This window comes from Amycolatopsis sp. NPDC041971 (assembly GCF_055588925.1).
The window spans coordinates 933,059-951,377 of sequence record NZ_JBVJCE010000001.1 but is presented as its reverse complement, the minus strand read 5'-3'; the positions used below and the strand labels follow the sequence as shown (position 1 = coordinate 951,377).

The following is an 18,319-nucleotide window of genomic DNA, read 5'->3' as shown; positions in this document are numbered from 1 at the left end:
GGTAAATATTCGGAGCTTGCCTTCGCGCGGGAGGATACGGTGTCGGAGCCGTCCCCCAGACGTAGGAGCGCCGAAGATGTCACCTGTTTCGCCGCGTGCGGATCTCGAATCGTTGCCGAAGTACGTCCCTGGCCGGACAATCCAGGGCGCGATCAAGCTGGCGAGCAATGAGGTGCCCGGCGGGCCGCTGCCGAGTGTGGCGCAGGCCATAGCCGAGACGGCGCGGGGCATCAACCGGTACCCGGACATCACCGCTTCCGCGCTCGTCGAGCGGCTGGCCCGTGAGCTGAACGAACCGGTCGAGCGGATCGCCGTCGGCTGCGGTTCGGTTTCTCTTTGCCAGCAGATGATCCAGGCCCTGTGCGGCCCGGGCGACGAGGTCGTCTTCCCGTGGCGTTCGTTCGAGGCGTACCCGATCGTCACGCAGGTGGCGAACGCCGTCGGCGTGAAGGTGCCGCTGACGGCCGGGCACGGGCTGGATCTGGACGGGATGCTCGCCGCGATCACGCCCAAGACGCGGCTGGTCTTCGTGTGCAACCCCAACAACCCGACCGGAACCGTCGTGCGGCGCGCGGAACTGGAGCGCTTCCTCGACGCCGTGCCCTCGGGCGTGCTCGTCGTGCTCGACGAGGCGTACAAGGAGTTCGTGACCGACGCCGAGGTGCCGGACGGCGTCGAACTGGCGCGCGGCAGGGACAACGTCGCGGTGCTGCGAACTTTCTCGAAGGCGTACGGCCTCGCCGGTCTTCGCGTGGGTTACGCGGTGGCGCCGGAAGCGATCACCGTCGCGCTGAAGCAGGTGTACGTCGCGTTCTCGGTGAACATGATCGCCCAGGCGGCGGCCATCGCCTCCCTCGACGCGGCCGGCGAACTGCTGGAACGCTGCGAGGAGATCGTCTCGGAACGCGCTCGCGTCCGGGATGCCTTGGTGGCCAAGGGTTACGAGGTCCCGGAGACGCAGGCGAACTTCGTCTGGCTGCCACTGGGCGAGCGGACGACCGAGTTCGCGGAGCACGCACTGGAGCGCAAGCTGATCGTGCGTCCCTTCGCGGGCGAAGGCGCGCGAGTGACCATCGGGACGCCTGAGGAGAACGACCTCTTCCTCGAAGCGGCCGGGGATTTCCCGCGCTGACCCGGCTTCGGACGGCCCGCGCTTCCTTGCGGAGTGCGGGTCTTCCTATTTGAGGAGCAACTGCACCATCGCGGCGAGGCCGATCACGACGATCACGCCGCGCAGCACCTTCGGCGAGAGTTTGCGGCCGATCTTCGCGCCGAGCTGGCCGCCGATCGTGGACCCGACCGCGAGCAGCGCGACCACGGGCCAGCTGATCGGCGCGACGAAGGCGTAGATCGCGCCGGCGATGATGTTCACGACGGCGGAGAGCGCGTTTTTGACGCCGTTGAGCCGTTGCAGCGACTCCGACATCAGCATCCCCATCACGGCCATCAACAGCACGCCCTGCGCGGCCGTGAAGTATCCGCCGTAGATGCCGATCAGGAAGATCAGGAACAGCAGGAGCGGCCCGATCTTGTGGACCGTCCCGTTCTCCTCGCGGCGCTTCGCGACCCACGCGGCCACTCGCGGCTGGACGATCACCAGCACCACCGCGAGCCCGACCAGCGCGGGCACGACGGTCTCGAAAGCGTCCTTCGGCAACGAGAGCAGCAGGATCGTCCCGCAGATCGCGCCGAAGAACGACGCTACGGCGAGCTTGGCGACCTGGGGCCAGTAGCCCTTGAGCTCTTCGCGGTAGCCGATCGCCCCGCTGACCGTGCCGGGGGCGAGGCCGATCGCGTTGGACGTCGTCGCCGTCAGCGGCGAGTAGCCGAGCGCGACCAGAACCGGGAAGGTCACCAGCGTGCCCGAGCCGACGACCGTGTTGATGGTGCCCGCCCAGAGCCCCGCGACGAAGATCACGACCGCGTGCCACCACGTCATAAAGCACTCACGTCCGCACCCTAAGCACCGTCACCTCCTTTCGCGCTGTGGATGTGTCTAGTCGAACATCCGACGAGCCCGTTATGTCTCGTTCGGGGCGAAGACGCGGAATTCGTCGCCTTCCGGGTGCTCGAGTAGGCCCCGCTCGATTTCGCCGTCCCAGTACTTTCAGTTCGCCTCCGGCAGATGAGCCGCGGTGATCTCCGCGGCGACCGTCCAGCCGAGCGCCAGGTACAGCGCCCGTCCCTCCTCCGTCGCGACCAGGACCGCGCGCTCCGCCCCGGCCGCGACCGCCACCTCGTCGAGGCGGCGCATCACGAATCTGCCCAGCCCTCGCCGCTGGTGCTCGGGCTCCGTCACGACCTGGTCGATCACCGCCGTGCCGCCGGCGATCGCGACCCGGCCGGTGGCGGCGCGGGAACCGTCGGGCGCGCGCACCACCACGTCGGTGACCACGCCGTCGCCGACCAGTTCCGCCCGGTACGGCTCGGGCGCGGCCAAGACCGGCCGCAACGCGAGCGGGGCGCTCATCAGGTACTCCGGCGGGCCGACCTCCCATTCCGGCGGCACCGTCTTGGCCACCTCGTCACGCGAGCCGCGCACCTTGAGCCACGTCCCCGGCTCGGTCAGCGAACGGGCCCGGCGCGCCACCGACGCGGCGTCCGCCAGCACATATCTCACGCGATGCCCTGGACGCCCGACGTCGAGCCGGTAACCGTCCGGTTCGGCCACCGGGATCCCGACGCCGCGGGAAAGCGCCCAGCCGTGCACCCATGCCTTGATCAGTCCTGCCACCCCGGTCATCGTTCGATGATGGCATCGGCCACCGACAGTCCCGGGCCAACGGCAGAACCTGCGAGGATGGCCCCGTGGCCGACGACGAGCGCGAACAGGTGTGGAGTGCGACCGTCGATCATCTGCGCACGATGATCGATTCGGGCAGGCTTCCCGCCGGGTCGAGGCTGCCCGCCGAACGCCCGCTCTGCGAACAGCTCGGGATCAGCCGCGGTTCGCTGCGGCAGGCGTTGCGGGTGCTGGATTCCATCGGCTACGTGCAGGTGCGGCCGGGTTCGGGCACGTATGTCCGCGAGAAGATCGACGAACAACCGCTCCGCGGCTGGTTCTCCGAGCACGAGCAACTGGTCGAGAAGCTGTTCGACCTGCGGACCACCGTCGAGCCGACGCTGGCCGAGCGGCTCGCGCTCGAACACACGCCGCGGGTCCTCGCCCGGCTGGAAAGCACCGTCGACGAGATGGACCAGGCCGCGGCCGACGGCGACATGCTGCGCGTGATCGCGGCCGACGCCGAATTCCACCGGGTGATCGCGGGCAACGCCGGGAACGACGACGTCACCGAGCTGCTGCGTTCGGTGCTCTCGCTGGTCGGCGAGGAGCGGCGCGCGGCGCTACGGCTTCCCGGGCAGATCCGGAAGGCCGTCGACGAGCATCGCGCGATCCTCGAGGCGATCCGCCGTTCGGACGCGGTGGCCGCGCGGGAGATCACCCTGCGGCATCTGCTCGACGCCAAGACCTACGTCCACGACTACACGGCCCGGGATTGACGCTTCCTTGATGGCGCGACCGGCTCCTCGCGAGTATTGTTTTCAGAAGTTTGTGAAACTTCTGACGGGGGTGTGCGGTGGAGAAGGTCCGGTTCACCGAAGAGAAGGCGACGATGCTCGCCACGCTGTACGGCCGGGCGCTCGACGCCCGCGGCGACCGGCCGATCCTCGGCGACAAGGCCGCCGACGAGGCCGTCAAGCAGATCGACTACGACTTCGGCTCGTTGGGCGTCACCGCCGACATGGGCTTGACCGTCGCGATGCGGGCCAAACCGATGGACGACTGGGCCTCGGAGTTCCTGCGGGAACATCCGGACGCGACCGTCGTCCAACTCGGCTGCGGCATGGACAGCCGCGTGTACCGCGTCGACCCGCCGCCCTCGGTGCGCTGGTTCGACGTCGACTATCCCGAGGTCGTCGACCTGCGTGCGCGGATCTACCCCGAGCGGGACGGGTACCGGACCATCGGCTCGTCCGTGACGGACTTCGGCTGGATCGACGAGATCCCGTCGGACAAACCCGGTCTGGTGATCGCGGAGGGGCTGACGATGTACCTGCGGCCGTCCGAAGGCGAGGAATTGCTGCGGCGGCTGATCGCGCGTTTCCCCCAGGGCGGCGAAATGGTCTTCGACACCTTCAGCAGGCTGGGGATCAAGCTGCAGAAACTGAATCCCGTGGTCCGCAAGGCCAAGGCGACGCTGTACTGGGGGATCGACGAGATCTCCGAACTGGAACGGCTCGGGCTGACGTTGGTCTCGAAGCTCGATTCGACGGATTACGCGACGCCCGAGGTGAAGGCCCGGATTTCCGCGTCGATGCGGGCGCAGTTGTGGATCGCGGGGCTGTTCCCGGCGTTCAAGAAGATGGGGCGGATCCTGCGCTTCCGGTTCTGAGGGGTCTCCGGCGGATCGGGAGCCCGTCAGGTTCCCGATGTCGCACTGGAGGCGCTCAGTCTCCCCGATGCGACATTGGGACGCCACCGTGCCTTATCCCTCCGCAATTAGTCCTCTGAATGCGGCCCGCACGTCAGCAGCGTCAGCGTGACTCGAGTACCCGCTCGACGAACCGGTGCAGCTTGTCCTCCAGCCGGGACACCCGCTCCTCCAGCGACAAGGACTCGAACGGCTGCGGCACGTCCGACTTCAGTTCGCCGCGGATGTACCGGCTGCACGCGAGGTTCGCGCACGCGTAGATGCCGAGCGTGTTCCCCTCGCGCCCGAGTTTCCCGGCGCGGCGGCCGGAGAACAGCGCGATGTCGGACAGCGGATGTGTCGTCGTGCACAGGCCGCACATGTTGCTCAGCAGGACACGGCCCTTCGGCCGGGGCGCGGCGCGAAGGGACAGTCCGACGGTTTCCCCGCCGTACGGCAGCACGAGATACGCCCGGGAGGCGGCCTTCGGATCGCGCCAGCCGAGGAATTCCCTGTCCTCCCAAGGGATTTCCTCGGGGCGGACGGGCAGCGTGACTCCCTTGGCCTCGCCACGCGTGCAGTTCACGAAGGACGCCCTGATCTCGTCCTGGCCCAGCGGTTCCATACCGGCACGGTAGCCATCGCACGCGAGAACTGGCGAACCGTTTTCCGCCGGAGGTCATACGATCACCGGGTGCGCGGGAAGACGATGTCGAGCCGGTTCCGGCTGGTGCTCAGGACCAGTCTGGGGTTCGCCGCGCTCGGCGTCGGGTCCAGTGTGTGCGGTGCCGGTGTCGTGGCGTTGCTGCTGCTCCTGCAAGGCCTGCCGAGCGAGGTCGGCGACCGCGGCTGGATCCTCGGGGTCACCGCGGCCGGCATCGTGGCCCTGTCGCTGGTGGTCGGCACCGTGTGGACGGCGTGGCTCCAGCGGCGTACGGCGGTCTGGTTCGTCTTCGGCCGCCCGCCCACGAAGGCCGAGGCCGACCGGGCGCTGCGGCTCCCGGTCGACATGGGGATCGTGAGCGGGACGCTCTGGCTGATCGGCACGATCGTGCTCGGCGCGCTCGCGCGGGTGCTCGGGTCCTGGATGGACGCGCTCGGAATGGCGCTGGTCATCGGGCTCGGCGGGCTGACCACGGTCGGCCTCACCTATCTCGCCGCGGAATGGGTCGCCCGTCCGGTGATGACGATCGCGCTCAAGGTGACCCCGCCGAAGGGCACGCTCCGGGTCACCGTGCGGACCAGGGTGGTCGTCACCTGGGCGCTGGCGAGCGGGGTGCCGTTCCTCGGTGTGCTGCTGGTGGCCGCCCCGCCGGACCTCGGCCAAGGTGACCACGTCGCGAGCCTGATCATGCTTTCGGCGATCGGGCTGGGTGTCGGCGCGATCGGGACGGGCGTGCTCGCGAAGGCCGTCGCGACCCCGCTGCACCGGCTGCGGATGGCGCTCGACGAGATCGCGCGCGGCAACAAGGAGATCGTGGTCGACGTCGACGACTCCAGCGAGATCGGCCTGCTGCAGTCCTCGGTCAACGACCTGGCCGCCGGGCTCCGCGAGCAGGAGCGGATGCGGGACCTGTTCGGCAGGCATGTCGGGGACGAGGTCGCGCGGCACGCGCTCGAGTACGGCGCCTCCCTCTCGGGTGACGTGCGCGAGGTGACGGCCCTGTTCGTCGACGTGGTCGATTCGACGGCCTTGGCGAGCCGCACCCCGCCGGAAGACCTGGTCAAGATGCTCAACCGGTTCTTCACCAGCGTGGTGAACGCGGTCGGGGCGCGGGGCGGGCTGGTCAACAAGTTCCAGGGTGACGCCGCGCTCTGTGTCTTCGGCGCCCCGACGCGGCTCGCCGACGCGCCGACGGCGGCGCTTTCGGCCGCGCGGGCGATCCGGGACGCCGTCCAGGAGACCGGTGAGCTGGACCTCGGCATCGGTGTCGCGAGCGGGCGGGTCTTCGCCGGCCAGCTGGGGACCAGCAGCCGGTTCGAATACACCGTCATCGGCGACGCGGTGAACGAGGCCGCGCGCCTGACCGAGTACGCGAAATCCGCCGACGGCCGGATCCTGGCGAGCGAAGCCGTGCTCAAGGCCGCGTTGGAAAGCGAGCGCTCGCACTGGGAGCCGTACGCGGAACTCGAGTTGCGCGGGCGCCAGGAACCGACGCACGCCTGGGAGGCGAGCGCGCTCAGCCCGGAATGACGTCCGGCCAGCGCAGCAGCGTCGAACCCCAGGTCAGCCCCGCGCCGAAAGCCCCCATCACGACGCGGTGCCCCGGCTGGAGCGTCCCGTCCTTGACGGAGTCGGCCAACGCGATCGGGATCGACGCGGCGCTCGTGTTGCCCACCTTCTCGATGTTGGACACCATCACGTCGCCGGCGAGGCCGAGCTGTTTCGCGCAGGTCTGCAGGATCCGGATGTTCGCCTGGTGCCCGACGAACCGGTCGATGTCGCCGACCACCCAGCCCGCGGACGCCAGTACGGCACGCGCCGATTCGGCCATCCGGGCACAGGCGTGCCGGAAGACGGTCTGGCCCCGCATCACCAGATAGTGGTCGCGCGGGTCGTCCGAGCGGCGGTTCTTCGCGCCGCCCGCCTCGACCCAGAGCAGCTCCGCGAGCTCGCCTTCGCTGTGCAGGTCGAACGGGCCGATCGCGCCGAGTTCGTCGGCGGCACCCGCGCGCAACAGGACGGCACCCGCGCCGTCGCCGAAGATCGGCACCGTGCCGCGGTCTTCGGGGTCGACGAGCGAGGTGAAGACGTCGGCGCCGATCACCAGCACCCGCCGCGCGATCCCGGCGGCGATCAGCCCGGCGCCGGTGGCGAGCCCGTAGATGAACCCGCTGCACACGGCGTTGACGTCGAACGCGGCGACGCCGTTCAGCCCGAGCTTGGTCGCGACCTGCGGCGCGCTGGCCGGGCACAGCTGGTCGGCCGTGGACGTCGCCAGCACGACCGCGTCCGCGCCGCCCTCCCCCGCCGAGGCCAGCGCCCGGCGCCCCGCCTCGACCGCGAGGTCCACAGTGGACGTTCCGGGGTCGACGACCCGGCGTTCGGCGATGCCGGTCCGCGAACGGATCCACTCATCGGAGGTGTCCAGCCGCTGGGCGATCTCCTCGTTGCCCACCACGCGCGGAGGCAGCCAAGAGCCGAGACCGGCGAGAACGGCCGCCTGAGATGAGGGCACCAAGAAATCCTTTCACGGGGAAATGAGAGGTCTGCCATTCACTTGTAAGCGCTACCATTCAGTAGACCCGCCAGTTGTGTTCCGGGTCACAATTCAAAGATTTCTCGGCTTTCCCCACCGAGCCGTGCCCGACCTGCCTCGACTGCAACCGAGCAGGCAGAGCGGGTGACCGGGCACACGGGCCACCCCTGGCGCGTCGGCACCCGACCGGGCGAATCCGGCACCGCGAACGCCACGGGCCATGGCCGTCGAACCGGCCGCCGAGTCCTTCCGGCGCCTCGAACGCGGGCATCCGGCGGCGTGATCCACACCGCGTGGCGCCACGGCCGGAGATCGGGCGCCCGGAAGAGCCCTCCGGTTAGCCTGACCTGGTGCACACACCCGACCTCGACCGCCTGGACGTCGCCATCCTCGCCTGCTTGCAGTCCGACGCCCGCATGATCGCCGAGACCATCGGCGCGAAGGTGGGCCTGTCGGCGGCCGCCGTGCAGCGGCGGATCAAACGGCTGCGCGAGACCGGGGTGATCGAACGTGAGGTGGCGGTGCTGTCGCCGCGGGCGCTCGGGCTGTCGATGACGTTCGTGGTGATGGTCGAGATGGAACGGGAGAGCCTCGCGGTGCTCGACGGGTTCCGTCGGCAGGTGCTCTCGGACGACAACGTCCAGCAGTGTTACTACGTCACCGGCAAGGCGGACTTCGTCCTCGTGGTGACCTGCCGGGACATGGCGGATTTCGAGGCGTTCACGCGGCGGATGTTCTTCGACAACCCGAACGTCCGGCACTTCACGACGTCGGTGGCGATGGACCGGGTCAAAACGGGACTGTCCCTGCCGCTGGAGCGGTGAGCTCTCCTCGTCCATAAAGGACTTTTTGGCCTCGTCACCACGGGTATCGCCCCGAACGCAAGCAGTCTGTGCCCGGCGTTACACCACTATGGACAGATGCAGCCGATAGCGTGAACGTCGTCGCAGTCGCGTCATCCGGCGTCCGCCCCGGCCTCTCCTCCCCGAGACGCAAAGTTCGCGCCGCGCGAACCACGAGCACCGAGGAGTGGCCGTGCACACCGACGCAATTCACCAGAGCCAGTTCGTTCTGCTGAACAACAGCAGCACGCCCGTTCTCTCCCGCCTGTCCTTCCACGCCGGCGAACCGTTCGCGGTCTCCGTGTCGTTCCGGACCGAGCGCGGCCGGTGGGTCGAGTGGACCTTCGCGCGGGAACTGCTCGTCATCGGCCTCACCGATCCCGCCGGGCTCGGTGACGTCCGCGTCCGCCCCGACCTCTCCGAGGACGAGGCGCTGCTGACGCTCGAAATCGAGTCACCGGACGGCTATGCGTCGTTCGAACTCGAACGCGAGGACGTCGAGACGTTCCTCGAGTCCACTTACGAGCTGGTCCCCCGCGGCTCCGAGAGCGAGTACTTCGACGTCGAGGCGCTGATCGAGGAGATCAGCAACGTCTAGAGCTTTCCCGCGGCACAAAACGAAGGGCGGCCCGAGTGCGCTGGAGGCACTCGGTCCGCCCTTCGCCGGTGTTCACGATCCTCGACGACCGGGGCCGAAGGTCAGCCGAGGACCAGGGAAGTCCCGGTCGCGGACAACGCAGGCCGGACCGGGAAGAAGTACGTCACCGAGCTGTTGCCGCCGGACAGCATGCCCTGGGCCTGGTTACCCGCGATGAACGAGCCGCCGGAGTCGCCCGCCTGCGAGCGGACGTTGGTGGCGGTCATGCCGTACACCGTGCCTTCGGCGTAGCGGACGGTCTGGTTCTTGGCGCCGACGGTGCCGCAGGTCCAGCCGGTGGTCGAGCCCGACTTGCAGACCGAGGCACCGGTGGAAGCCTCGCTCGAACCGCTCACGCGGGTGCCGTTGTTGATGACTCCGCGCGGCACCCAGTTGCTGTTGACCCGGACGTGGCCGTAGTCGTTGCCGGGGAAGCTGGCGCGGGCGAACGAGCCCATCGCGACCCGGTTGTAGCCGGTCACCGTGCCGGGACCGCAGTGCCCGGCGGTGAGGAAGCCGCCGTTGACCGAGAAGCCGATCGAGCAGCGCGAAGAATTGTTGATGTAGTAGGCGTCACCGCCGCGGACGTCGTACTTCAGGGTCGGCACCGCGGTGGTCTCGACCACCGCGACGGCGGCCTTGTCCACCTTGGTCTTCTCCAGATACGAGTCGACGACGCCGCTCTTGCCCGGCAGGACGTTCACCGTCACGCGGTTGGTCTTGGTGTCGACGCCCCAGCCGGTGATCGCGCCGTCCGCCGCGCGCTCACCCGCGTTCAGTTTGTCCACAGTGGAATCCAGCTGGGCGGCCGAGAAACGCACCAGTTCCGCTTCCGCGCCGCCGGCGAGGACCTGGCCCACCTTCGCCGCGTCCGTGACGCCGACGCGGAGCTTGCCCGTGGCCTCGTTGTAGCTGGCGCCGCCGAAGCTGCCGGCGAGCGCCGAGGCGAGCGACTGTTCGAGCGCGCCGGCGGCGGTCTCGCTCTGGATCCTGGCGAGTGCCTGGTCGGCGGTCAGGCCGAGGTCCCGTTGCAGGGCGGGAACCAGCTCGGCGTTGAGCAGAGTTTCCGAGGACGCTGAGGACGCTGAGGACGCTGCCGCGGGGGTACCCGTGACGAGCGCGCCGGTGGCCAGTGCTGCCGTGGCGGCCACACCGAGGAGCTTCGTGATCTTCATGCTTCTCCCTCGTCATCACGCACGGCTCCGGTTCGCCATGCGATGGCCCTCCCCTGATGGGTGAGAGTTCTGGACTCCGGCGAAGCCCGCAATCCGGGTCGGCGCGGGATAGGTATACCCATTCTTCGGGACCCGGATCCCCTGCTCCACGGGCGGACACCTAGCGCGGGCACCCGGACGGACACGTCCGTAAGTAGGGTTTCGAGCGAATACCTTCCGTAGTCGTCACCATCCCCGGAACGTGGGATGACTCGCCGAATCGGGTTCATCGCCGATGTTTCGGGTGTCCGGTGATTTTCCAACCGACGATCCGTCAGGCAACCGGTGACAGTGTGTTCTCGAACGGCCTCACAGGGTGCCCTTGGTGTCCGTGTTGGGTGGTTTACGACCAGGTAGGCAGTGCTTAGGCTCCGCAGGACAACGCACAAGATCGTGTCGGGCTCAGCGGGAACTCCACACCGAGGAGCGCATGATGTGGCTTGCCACCCCTCGCCCGACCTCGGTTTCGGTCCGCGCCGGATCGACGGCACTCGTGGGCCGCGACGTCGAGGTCTCGGCGATCGTGAAGATCCTGCTGCGCCGTCCCGCCGCCGTGCTGATCGAAGGCGAACCCGGGATGGGCCGCAGCAGGCTGCTCGAAGAGCTGGCCGGACGCCGCGAGTTCGCGTCCGCCCGGGTGCTTTCGGGTGCCTGCCAGCCGATGCGCGAGCCGTTCCCGTTCGGACCGGTGCTCGAAGCGCTGCGTTCGGCCGGTGACCGGCCGCTCGGTCCGCTCAGCCCGGTCGCCGGGGTGTTGAGACCCTTGCTGCCCGAACTCGCGGAAAGCCTTCCGCCCCAGCCGGAACCCCTCGCCGACCCGTGCGCCGAACGGCATCGCCAGTTCCGCGCGGTCCGGGAGCTCCTGATCGCCTGCGGGCCCGCGCTCGTCCTGATCGACGACCTCCAGTGGGCCGACGAAGACACCCGTGACCTCATGCGGTTCCTCACCGCGGCCATGCCCGCCGAACTGGCCGTCGTGGCGGCCTACCGGACCGGTTCCCCCTCCGGACACGGTGCCGGCATCCCGTTCCGCACGCGGGCGAACGTCCAGACCGCCCGCGTGACGCTGGGCCCGCTCGACGTCGAGGCGGTCGGGAAACTGGCGGAAGAACTGCTGGACCTGCCGAGGGTTTCCGCGCCGTTCACCGCGAAACTCCACGAAAGCACCGCCGGGATCCCGTTCGTGGTCGAGGAGACCCTGCGGGCGCTGCGGGACGCCGCCGGGCGGCTGCCGATCGGCGAAGTGCTCTCGGACCGGTTGCTGGAAAGCCTCGAAGTCCCGATCTCCCTGCGCGAAGCCATCACCGAGCGGCTAGAAGCGCTCCCCGAACCCGCTGCCCGGCTGGCCTGCGCGGCGGCGGTGCTGGCCGTCCCGTCCGAACCGGCGGTGATCGGCGAACTCGCCTGCCTCGACGGCGACGCGCTCCGCTCGGCACTGCTGTCCACTTTGGACGGTGGCGTCCTCGGCGAACTCGGCGGCGACCGCTACGGCTTCCGGCATCCATTGGCCCGCAAGGCCGTCTACGACACGATAAGCGGTCCGGAGCGGACGCTGCTGCATTCCCGCGCGATCCAGGTGCTCGCCGGTCAGCCGGTGCCACCGCTGACCCTGCTGGCGAACCACTCGCGTGCGGCGGGGCGGACCGAACAATGGCGCCACTTCGCCGAAGCCGCCGCCGACGAGGCCATCGCCCACGGCGACACGTCACGCGCGATCGACCTGCTCCAGTCCGTACTGGCCGAGGCGGGCCTCGGCGAGGACGACATCGCCCGGCTGGCCACGAAACTCAGTCAGGTCGCGCTGCGCGGCTTCCGCCCGGACGTCATCGAGACACTGGAACGGATCCTCGAAGATCTCACCGATCTGCGGCCCAGCGTGCGCGGGACGATCCGGCTCAGCCTCGGGATGCTGCTCGTCCGCACGATCGGACGACTCGCCCGGGGGCGGGTCGAGGTGGAGAAGGCGATCACCGAACTGGTCGACGAGCCGGAACTGGCCGCCCGCGGGATCAACCTGCTCGCCCAGCCGATCGACGGGCTGACCCCGTTGTCCTGGCACGAGGTCTGGATGCACCGGGCCCGCGAGATGTTCGACCGGATCGAAGACCCGGAACTACGGCTCGCGCTCCTCGGCGACCGGATCTCCACCCAGGCGCACATCGGTGACGGGTCGGCCTGGATCGAGTTCACCGAGCTGCCGGGTCAGGGCAATGTGGTCGACGGGGTCGCCGAACGGGTCCAGCTGGCGCGGCTGTGGTGCAACCTCGCCGACGCGCAATCCTGGGCCGGACATCTGGACAGGGCGGAAAAGCTGGTCACGGAGGGGATCCGCCGCGCGACCGACGCCGGCGCGCTCTACGCCGCCGGGCTCGCGCAGGGCACCCGGGTCCGGCTCGACTGGGTGCGCGGTGCCTGGTCCGGGCTCACGGAGACCACCGAACAGCTCCGCGACACCTACCCCGACCTCGGCCCGATCGTCATGGAGTGCTCGCTCGTCCTCGGTGGGCTGGCCGCCGTCCGCGGGGAATTCGCCGCCGCGCAACGACATCTGACCGCGGCGAGCGTGCACGCCCCGGAACACGGGCCGATCCCCGTCGTCCTTTCGGCGGCCGGGGTCCTCATCCGCGTGCTCCTCGCGACGGACGACGTCGACGGCGCTTGCGCGGCGGCCGACAACGCCGTCACGGCGGCCCGGCGCAAGGGGGTCTGGGTGTGGGCGGCGGCGCTGGTGCCCGCCGCGGCCGAGGCCTACACGCGGGCCGGACGCTGGTCGGAGGCGGACGCCGTGGTCGAGGAATTCGCCCGCGGCATCGAAGACAAGGACTCGCCGGTCTCCCGGGTCGCGCTGCTCGCGGGCCAGGCGATCCTGCTCGACGCGCGCGGCAAACATCCCGCCGCGGCAACGGTTTTCGACGAAGCGGCGGCCGGCTACGAGGCACTGCCGATGCCGTACCAGGCCATCGGCGCCCGGGAGCGGGCGGCGCTGTGCCGCCTCAACACGGGTCATCTCAACGCGGGCCAGCTCACCCCGACCGCGGGGGACCGCAAGGCGATCGAGGAGCTCACCGCGGCCGCGGAGGCCTACGAGCGGCTCGGCGCGACCAGGGACGCCGGCCGCTGCCGCCACCAGCTGCGGGAACACGGCGCGTGGGCGCCCTCACAGCGCGGGCGGCGCGGCTACGGCCAGGAACTCTCGCCTCGCGAACTCGAGGTCGCGCGCATGCTTTCCGACGGGCGCACGAACCGGGAGATCGCGGACGGTTTGTTCCTTTCGCCGCGTACTGTGGAACAGCACGTCGCCAAGGTGCTGCGGAAACTCGGCGCCCGTTCGCGGACGGATGTGGCCCGCCGGATGACGACTTACGCACCCGCGACGGCTGGCCGCTGACGTCGGCCGAAGGTGTCGCGAAAGCCACTTTCGCAACGTTGAAGGTGGGGAAAGTGGCTTTCGCAGCACTGTTGGCCCGGCCGGACCGCCCCGCCGAGACCCGCCGCACCGACCGGTCACCGAGCCCGCTATTCCTTTAGGGGCAAGAAAAGTGCCCGATCGGGCACTGTGATCCATTCCATCGGGTTCAGCGGTGTTCGTATGGTTCCGTACAGTCATGCGCTGTGCTAGTTTGTTTTCGCCATTAACAAAGTCGGGGCCCGGCGCCCGCGAGGGAGTAGCGCAGAAGCATGGCTGAACGAGCCGATTTCGCGCTGGGGACGGTTGAGGCGACCGTGGTCGGACAGGCGCTGGGCGTCGATGTCCGCTTGTTTCCTTTACGCGTCCGCAACACTTCGATCGACCCGGAGCGGTACGCCGCCGTCATCCGGAAGGTCTACGCCGACCTCGAACAGCGCCGCCTGTCGGTCAACGGCGAGCTGAACCAGTCCATCCGCACCGCGTTCGCGCTGCTCGGAAACCACCGGATCAGCGTTTCGGTCAACGGCGTCGACGGTCTCGGCCAGGACATCGCGGTCCTCACCATCACCGACGGCAGGCAGGCGCTCGGGGTCACCCAGGCCCACGGGGAAGACCTCCTGCAGTTCGCGCTGTTCGCGGACGAAGAGCTGGTCGAGGTCCTCGCCGGGGTCCTGCCGCGGATGCGGCCCGCGTCGACGGGCCGCCGCACCCTCGTGCGGAAGGAAGAGCGCGCCGTCTCCGCGATGGCCGCGCGCCGTCAGGCGGAGGCGGAATTCGACGAAGAGGAGACCGACGCGTTCGGCAACCTCCAGTTCACCGGCGTCGTCCGCGCCCGGCCGGAATCGCCTTCCCCTGACAACGACGAGAGCGACGTCGCCGTCCTCGAGAAGGTGCTTTCCGGAGTGCGTCTCGGCGGCGGGCACATCATCGTGAGCGGGATCGGCCGCCGCGGCGAACGGCTCCGGTCGACGCCGCTGAGCTGGCTGGACACCGAGGACGGCCGGTACCTGGTGTGGACGGAGACCGACGAAGCCTCCGGCGCCGTGATCGGTCACTACGACCCGGCGAGTCAGTCGGGCGTGGCGAACGCGATCCGGACGGCCATCGCTGACATCTACTGACCCTCCTGAACCCGGCGAGAGGATCCTCCGTTGACCGAGGAAGCACAAGAACTGGAGCCGGCGGCATGGGCCCCGGTGAAGATGCTCGCGGGCGCGCAGCTGAAGGCCATGGCGAAACAGGGCGGTTTCGCCGTCGACGAGAGCACCGGCGCGGAGATGATCCGATCACTTCAAGGAGTGATCGACAGTCTCGAAGAGCGCTGGAGCGCGCTGACCAAACTGCAGAAGACGCCACCGATGAGCTCCACCGCGACCGCGCGCTGGGTGTCCGAGCACATGCACGGCACCGCGACGGACGCGCAGGGCCTGCTCACCCAGCTCGAGGCCGCCCGCGCCGAATTCCCGACCTACGTCGAGGCGATCGAACTCGCCAAGCGGAACTACCGGGAACGCGACGACCAGAACCAGCGCGACCTGACGCGGATCGACACCGAGATCTAAGAGGAGAGACCCGTGACCGAAGCCGCGGAGAAGACCACGAAGGTCTCCGATCCCCAATCCGAGCACTACAACCCGGACGACCCGTTCTACGACATCACGGCGGACTCGTCGTCCCCGTACTACGTCGGGCCGCTGGCCGACAAGGCCGCCTCCGGTGACGAGATCCGGGCCGGGGCCGCGGTCGGGACCGACATCCTGTTCAACATCCTCGGCTGGGGTGACACGGCGCTCAACGGCTTCAAGGACGTCTTCACACAGAAGATGTACGAAGGTCAGCTGGACAAGGCGCGCGAGGGTCTCGACAAGGACCTGGACATCCGCAAGCCCGGCAGCCCGCCGTCCACGGTCTGGGCCAACGCCACCCACGAGCAGATGCAGGCCGCGATCGCGGACAACGCGGATCCGGCCGCGGTGGGTGAGACCTCCGAAGAATGGATCCGGGCGGGCAACGACCTGGCCACGCACCAGCGCAACCTGGCGAAGGCGATCAACGCGAGCACTGCCAACTGGGAGGGCGAAGGCGGCGACGCGGCCCGCGAGCACCTAGCCGGTGTCGGCAAATGGCTCGGCTCGACCGCGAACGGCGCGACGCTGGCCGGGCGGCAGCAGCAGATCCACTCGCAGACCCTCAACGAGACGCAGAAGCTGATGGCGGCGAACCCGCCGGTGGCGTTCAGCGTGCAGGAGGCCAACGCCAACCTGCAGACGATCACCGACCCGCATCTGTACATGGCGCAGCTCGGGAAGGACCTCTCGACCTTCAAGAAGCAGCAGGACGCGCGGGATCAGGCCGCGAAGGTGATGACCGACTTCGACAGCACGGTCGGCTCGGCGATCGCCACCCCGGCGTTCCCCGCCCCGCCGAAGCTGCCGACGGCGCAGGCGGCCAGGCAGTTGAAGGGCACCCCCGCCGGCGGCGGAGCAGGCTCGCCCGCCCACGCGCTTCGCGATCCCAACTCGCCCGAAGGCGCCGACGGCACGCAGCGGCCCAGCCCGTTCAACGTGGGCTCCGACGGGACGATCGCCGCTTCGGTGGACGGGACCACCCAGGGTGGAACCGGTGGACCCGGCAGCGTGTCACCGTTCAACGCGCCGAACGGCGGGCCGGGCGGTAGCGGCCCTGGCGGTAGCGGTCCCGGTGGCAGCGGCCCGGGCGGTGGCTTCCCCGGCGGCGGTGGTCCCGGTAGCGGCTTCCCCGGCGGCGGTGGTCCCGGTGGCTTCCCCGGCGGTGGCGGACCCGGTGGCGGACCCGGCTTCAAGCCGGCCATGCCCAACATCGCCATCCCGAACGGCCCCAGCGGCGGCGAGACCTACAAACCCGCGGCTTCGGCGGGCCCCAACCTCCCGAACCTGCCCAAGTTCGACGACGGCACGCACACCACGGGCTACAAACCGCCGTCCGTCACGCCGCCGTCGTTCACCCCGCCGAACATCCCCATTCCCGAAAGCGGCGGCCCCCGCCCCGGTGGCGGTCTCCCGTTCACCCCGCCGAACATCCCGATCCCGAACGGGCCCACCGGTGGCGGACCCAACAGCGGCGGGCCGAAGCCGGTCATGCCGAACATCCCGCCGATGCCGCGTCCCGGTGGCATCGGCGAGCGGCTCGGCGGTCCCACGTTCCCGGACGGCAACTCGTACAAGGGCACGCCGTACAACCCGCCCAAACTCGGTATGCCGAACATCCCGAGTGGTGGCACCAGCGGTCTCGGCGGCAGCACCGGCGGCTTCGGCGGCGGCGGGACCGGCGCGGGCGGTACCGGTGCCGGCGGCGGTCTCGGCGGTGTCGGCGGTACCGGTGCCGGCGGCGGTCTCGGCGGTGCCGGAAGGGCGACGGGTTCGCTCGGCATGGGCGGCGCCGTCGGCGCGGGCGCGCTGGACGCCGAGGCGGCCGCGGCCCGTGCGGCCGGTTCCGGCGGCAAACCGGGTACCCCCGGCGGCATGCCGATGGGCGGGATGGCGCCCGGCGCCGGCAAGGGGCAGGCCGAGGAGGACAAGGAGCACAAGGTCGCCGACTACGTCGAATCCGACGACCCGTCCTTCTTCGCCGCCGACGAGATCGTGGCCCCGCCGGTGATCGGTGACTGGAAGAACAAGGACTGGAAGTGACGGCTTCGTTCGAGGTCGACCCGGACGACCTGACCGCGCACGCGAGCCATCTCGAAGGACTCGTGGACCGGCTGAACACCGCGCACGGCGCGAGCGGTTCGGCGATGTCGTCGGACGCGTACGGCCTGCTGTGCGCCTTCCTGCCGCCGATCGTCAACCCGGCCGGCGAACGCGCGGCGGAGACGATCAAGGCGGCCGCGGAAGGCATACAGTCGACGGCGGACAACGTCCGCACCGCCGCGAAGTCCTATGTAGACGGTGACACGACCAACGCGGAACCGTTCAAGGCGGATTTCACGGCCTTGGATATCGGAGGGAAGAAGTGACCGGCGGGAACGAGCTCGGCGAGCTCATGCTGGACCCCGACGAGGCCCAGCGCAAAATGGACCGTTGGGCGGCGGGGCTGGAAGAAAAGGCCCAGCGCTACGCGGCCGCCCAGGAGCGGACGGAGCAGCTGCGGCTGACCGCGTCCAGCTCCGACGGTGCCGTCAAGATCACCGTCGGGGCGGACGGTGGGGTGACGGATCTCGAATTCGGGAACAAGGCCAGGACGTATCCGCTGGAGGAACTGTCGCGGCAGATCCTCCAGACCATGCACGAGGCGCAAGCCGGCATCGCGGGCCAGGTCGCCGAGGTCATGCAGGAATCGCTCGGCGACGAGGACCAGGAGACCAGGGCGCTGATGATCGGCACCCTGCGCAGCCGCTTCCCCGAGATCGAAGAGGAAGAGCCTCCGGCTCCGCCCGTTCCCCCGGCGTCGTCGTCCGCCGACACTCCGCCTCCGCCGCAGGCACCTCGCGACAAGCGCCACGAAGCGCCGGAAGACGAAGAAAACTCACCCTGGTAGAACTCCGCTCACGCGTGTCCCCAGCCGGATCTCACGTGATTGAAGGCGGAACACACGTGTTCGCCCTCTGATCACGCGAGTTCCGGCTTC

Annotated in this window: 17 protein-coding genes; 12 read left to right on the top strand and 5 right to left on the bottom strand. The window is 69.5% G+C overall.

Features of this window, described 5'->3' with window-relative positions:
- The first annotated feature begins 76 nt into the window (after positions 1 to 76).
- Positions 77 to 1,132: a histidinol-phosphate transaminase gene (gene hisC, locus ACZ6DT_RS04735; protein WP_465588587.1), complete on the top strand. Its 1,056-nt coding sequence runs from the start codon at positions 77 to 79 to the stop codon at positions 1,130 to 1,132.
- A 45-nt stretch (positions 1,133 to 1,177) separates the two neighbouring features.
- On the opposite strand, the gene ACZ6DT_RS04730 is transcribed toward hisC, so the two are convergent.
- Both ACZ6DT_RS04730 and ACZ6DT_RS04725 read right to left on the bottom strand, forming a co-directional pair.
- On the bottom strand, positions 1,178 to 1,939 hold the full coding sequence (locus tag ACZ6DT_RS04730; protein ID WP_465588584.1) for a sulfite exporter TauE/SafE family protein: 762 nt from the start codon (positions 1,937 to 1,939) through the stop codon (positions 1,178 to 1,180).
- Between the two features lie 168 nt (positions 1,940 to 2,107).
- Positions 2,108 to 2,734 (bottom strand): GNAT family N-acetyltransferase, encoded by a 627-nt coding sequence (locus ACZ6DT_RS04725; RefSeq protein ID WP_465588857.1) that lies wholly within the window; start codon positions 2,732 to 2,734, stop codon positions 2,108 to 2,110.
- 74 nt (positions 2,735 to 2,808) lie between these two features.
- On the opposite strand from ACZ6DT_RS04725, the gene ACZ6DT_RS04720 reads away from it, so the two are divergent.
- Positions 2,809 to 3,501 (top strand): FadR/GntR family transcriptional regulator, encoded by a 693-nt coding sequence (locus tag ACZ6DT_RS04720; RefSeq protein WP_465588581.1) that lies wholly within the window; start codon positions 2,809 to 2,811, stop codon positions 3,499 to 3,501.
- 77 nt (positions 3,502 to 3,578) lie between these two features.
- Complete coding sequence (locus tag ACZ6DT_RS04715) at positions 3,579 to 4,394, top strand: class I SAM-dependent methyltransferase (protein WP_465588578.1); 816 nt, start codon at positions 3,579 to 3,581, stop codon at positions 4,392 to 4,394.
- 142 nt (positions 4,395 to 4,536) lie between these two features.
- Here the strand turns inward: ACZ6DT_RS04715 and ACZ6DT_RS04710 are convergent, their stop codons facing one another.
- Positions 4,537 to 5,037: an FBP domain-containing protein gene (locus ACZ6DT_RS04710; RefSeq protein WP_465588575.1), complete on the bottom strand. Its 501-nt coding sequence runs from the start codon at positions 5,035 to 5,037 to the stop codon at positions 4,537 to 4,539.
- An 84-nt stretch (positions 5,038 to 5,121) separates the two neighbouring features.
- On the opposite strand from ACZ6DT_RS04710, the gene ACZ6DT_RS04705 reads away from it, so the two are divergent.
- The gene (locus ACZ6DT_RS04705) at positions 5,122 to 6,606 is read left to right on the top strand and encodes an adenylate/guanylate cyclase domain-containing protein (protein ID WP_465588855.1); all 1,485 of its coding nucleotides are present in this window, start codon (positions 5,122 to 5,124) and stop codon (positions 6,604 to 6,606) included.
- On the opposite strand, the gene ACZ6DT_RS04700 is transcribed toward ACZ6DT_RS04705, so the two are convergent.
- Positions 6,593 to 7,591, bottom strand: a complete 999-nt coding sequence (locus ACZ6DT_RS04700) for a beta-ketoacyl-ACP synthase III (RefSeq protein ID WP_465588572.1) — start codon at positions 7,589 to 7,591, stop codon at positions 6,593 to 6,595. The genes ACZ6DT_RS04705 and ACZ6DT_RS04700 overlap by 14 nt on opposite strands.
- A 371-nt stretch (positions 7,592 to 7,962) precedes the next feature.
- On the opposite strand from ACZ6DT_RS04700, the gene ACZ6DT_RS04695 reads away from it, so the two are divergent.
- Both ACZ6DT_RS04695 and ACZ6DT_RS04690 read left to right on the top strand, forming a co-directional pair.
- Positions 7,963 to 8,436, top strand: a complete 474-nt coding sequence (locus ACZ6DT_RS04695) for an Lrp/AsnC family transcriptional regulator (protein WP_465588569.1) — start codon at positions 7,963 to 7,965, stop codon at positions 8,434 to 8,436.
- A gap of 211 nt (positions 8,437 to 8,647) precedes the next feature.
- On the top strand, positions 8,648 to 9,052 hold the full coding sequence (locus tag ACZ6DT_RS04690; RefSeq protein ID WP_465588566.1) for an SsgA family sporulation/cell division regulator: 405 nt from the start codon (positions 8,648 to 8,650) through the stop codon (positions 9,050 to 9,052).
- A 101-nt stretch (positions 9,053 to 9,153) separates the two neighbouring features.
- Here the strand turns inward: ACZ6DT_RS04690 and ACZ6DT_RS04685 are convergent, their stop codons facing one another.
- The gene (locus ACZ6DT_RS04685; protein ID WP_465588563.1) at positions 9,154 to 10,266 is read right to left on the bottom strand and encodes a S1 family peptidase; all 1,113 of its coding nucleotides are present in this window, start codon (positions 10,264 to 10,266) and stop codon (positions 9,154 to 9,156) included.
- 472 nt (positions 10,267 to 10,738) lie between these two features.
- On the opposite strand from ACZ6DT_RS04685, the gene ACZ6DT_RS04680 reads away from it, so the two are divergent.
- The 6 genes from ACZ6DT_RS04680 to ACZ6DT_RS04655 all read left to right on the top strand — a co-directional run bounded on the left by ACZ6DT_RS04680 (position 10,739) and on the right by ACZ6DT_RS04655 (position 18,229).
- Positions 10,739 to 13,693: a helix-turn-helix transcriptional regulator gene (locus ACZ6DT_RS04680; RefSeq protein ID WP_465588852.1), complete on the top strand. Its 2,955-nt coding sequence runs from the start codon at positions 10,739 to 10,741 to the stop codon at positions 13,691 to 13,693.
- 290 nt (positions 13,694 to 13,983) lie between these two features.
- The gene (locus tag ACZ6DT_RS04675) at positions 13,984 to 14,835 is read left to right on the top strand and encodes an ESX secretion-associated protein EspG (protein ID WP_465588560.1); all 852 of its coding nucleotides are present in this window, start codon (positions 13,984 to 13,986) and stop codon (positions 14,833 to 14,835) included.
- A gap of 30 nt (positions 14,836 to 14,865) precedes the next feature.
- A complete protein-coding gene (locus tag ACZ6DT_RS04670) occupies positions 14,866 to 15,276 on the top strand; it encodes a hypothetical protein (protein WP_465588557.1) in 411 nt (136 codons plus the stop codon).
- Between the two features lie 12 nt (positions 15,277 to 15,288).
- Positions 15,289 to 17,382, top strand: coding sequence for a hypothetical protein (locus tag ACZ6DT_RS04665; RefSeq protein ID WP_465588554.1), 2,094 nt, complete (start codon positions 15,289 to 15,291; stop codon positions 17,380 to 17,382).
- Positions 17,379 to 17,708 carry a type VII secretion target gene (locus ACZ6DT_RS04660; RefSeq protein WP_465588551.1) on the top strand — a complete coding sequence of 110 codons (330 nt, stop codon included), beginning with the start codon at positions 17,379 to 17,381 and terminating at the stop codon, positions 17,706 to 17,708. The genes ACZ6DT_RS04665 and ACZ6DT_RS04660 overlap by 4 nt, the downstream gene beginning before the upstream one ends.
- Positions 17,705 to 18,229 carry a YbaB/EbfC family nucleoid-associated protein gene (locus ACZ6DT_RS04655; RefSeq protein ID WP_465588548.1) on the top strand — a complete coding sequence of 175 codons (525 nt, stop codon included), beginning with the start codon at positions 17,705 to 17,707 and terminating at the stop codon, positions 18,227 to 18,229. Before ACZ6DT_RS04660 ends, ACZ6DT_RS04655 begins: the two co-directional genes overlap by 4 nt.
- Positions 18,230 to 18,319: the final 90 nt, after the last annotated feature.

Bases quoted from the DNA above. Each gene is read 5' to 3' on its own strand.
- hisC (WP_465588587.1), top strand. From the start codon at position 77: ATGTCACCTGTTTCGCCGCGTGCGGATCTCGAATCGTTGCCGAAGTAC.
- ACZ6DT_RS04730 (WP_465588584.1), bottom strand. From the start codon at position 1,939: ATGACGTGGTGGCACGCGGTCGTGATCTTCGTCGCGGGGCTCTGGGCG.
- ACZ6DT_RS04710 (WP_465588575.1), bottom strand. From the start codon at position 5,037: ATGGAACCGCTGGGCCAGGACGAGATCAGGGCGTCCTTCGTGAACTGC.
- ACZ6DT_RS04705 (WP_465588855.1), top strand. From the start codon at position 5,122: ATGTCGAGCCGGTTCCGGCTGGTGCTCAGGACCAGTCTGGGGTTCGCC.
- ACZ6DT_RS04685 (WP_465588563.1), bottom strand. From the start codon at position 10,266: ATGAAGATCACGAAGCTCCTCGGTGTGGCCGCCACGGCAGCACTGGCC.
- ACZ6DT_RS04680 (WP_465588852.1), top strand. From the start codon at position 10,739: ATGTGGCTTGCCACCCCTCGCCCGACCTCGGTTTCGGTCCGCGCCGGA.
- ACZ6DT_RS04675 (WP_465588560.1), top strand. From the start codon at position 13,984: ATGGCTGAACGAGCCGATTTCGCGCTGGGGACGGTTGAGGCGACCGTG.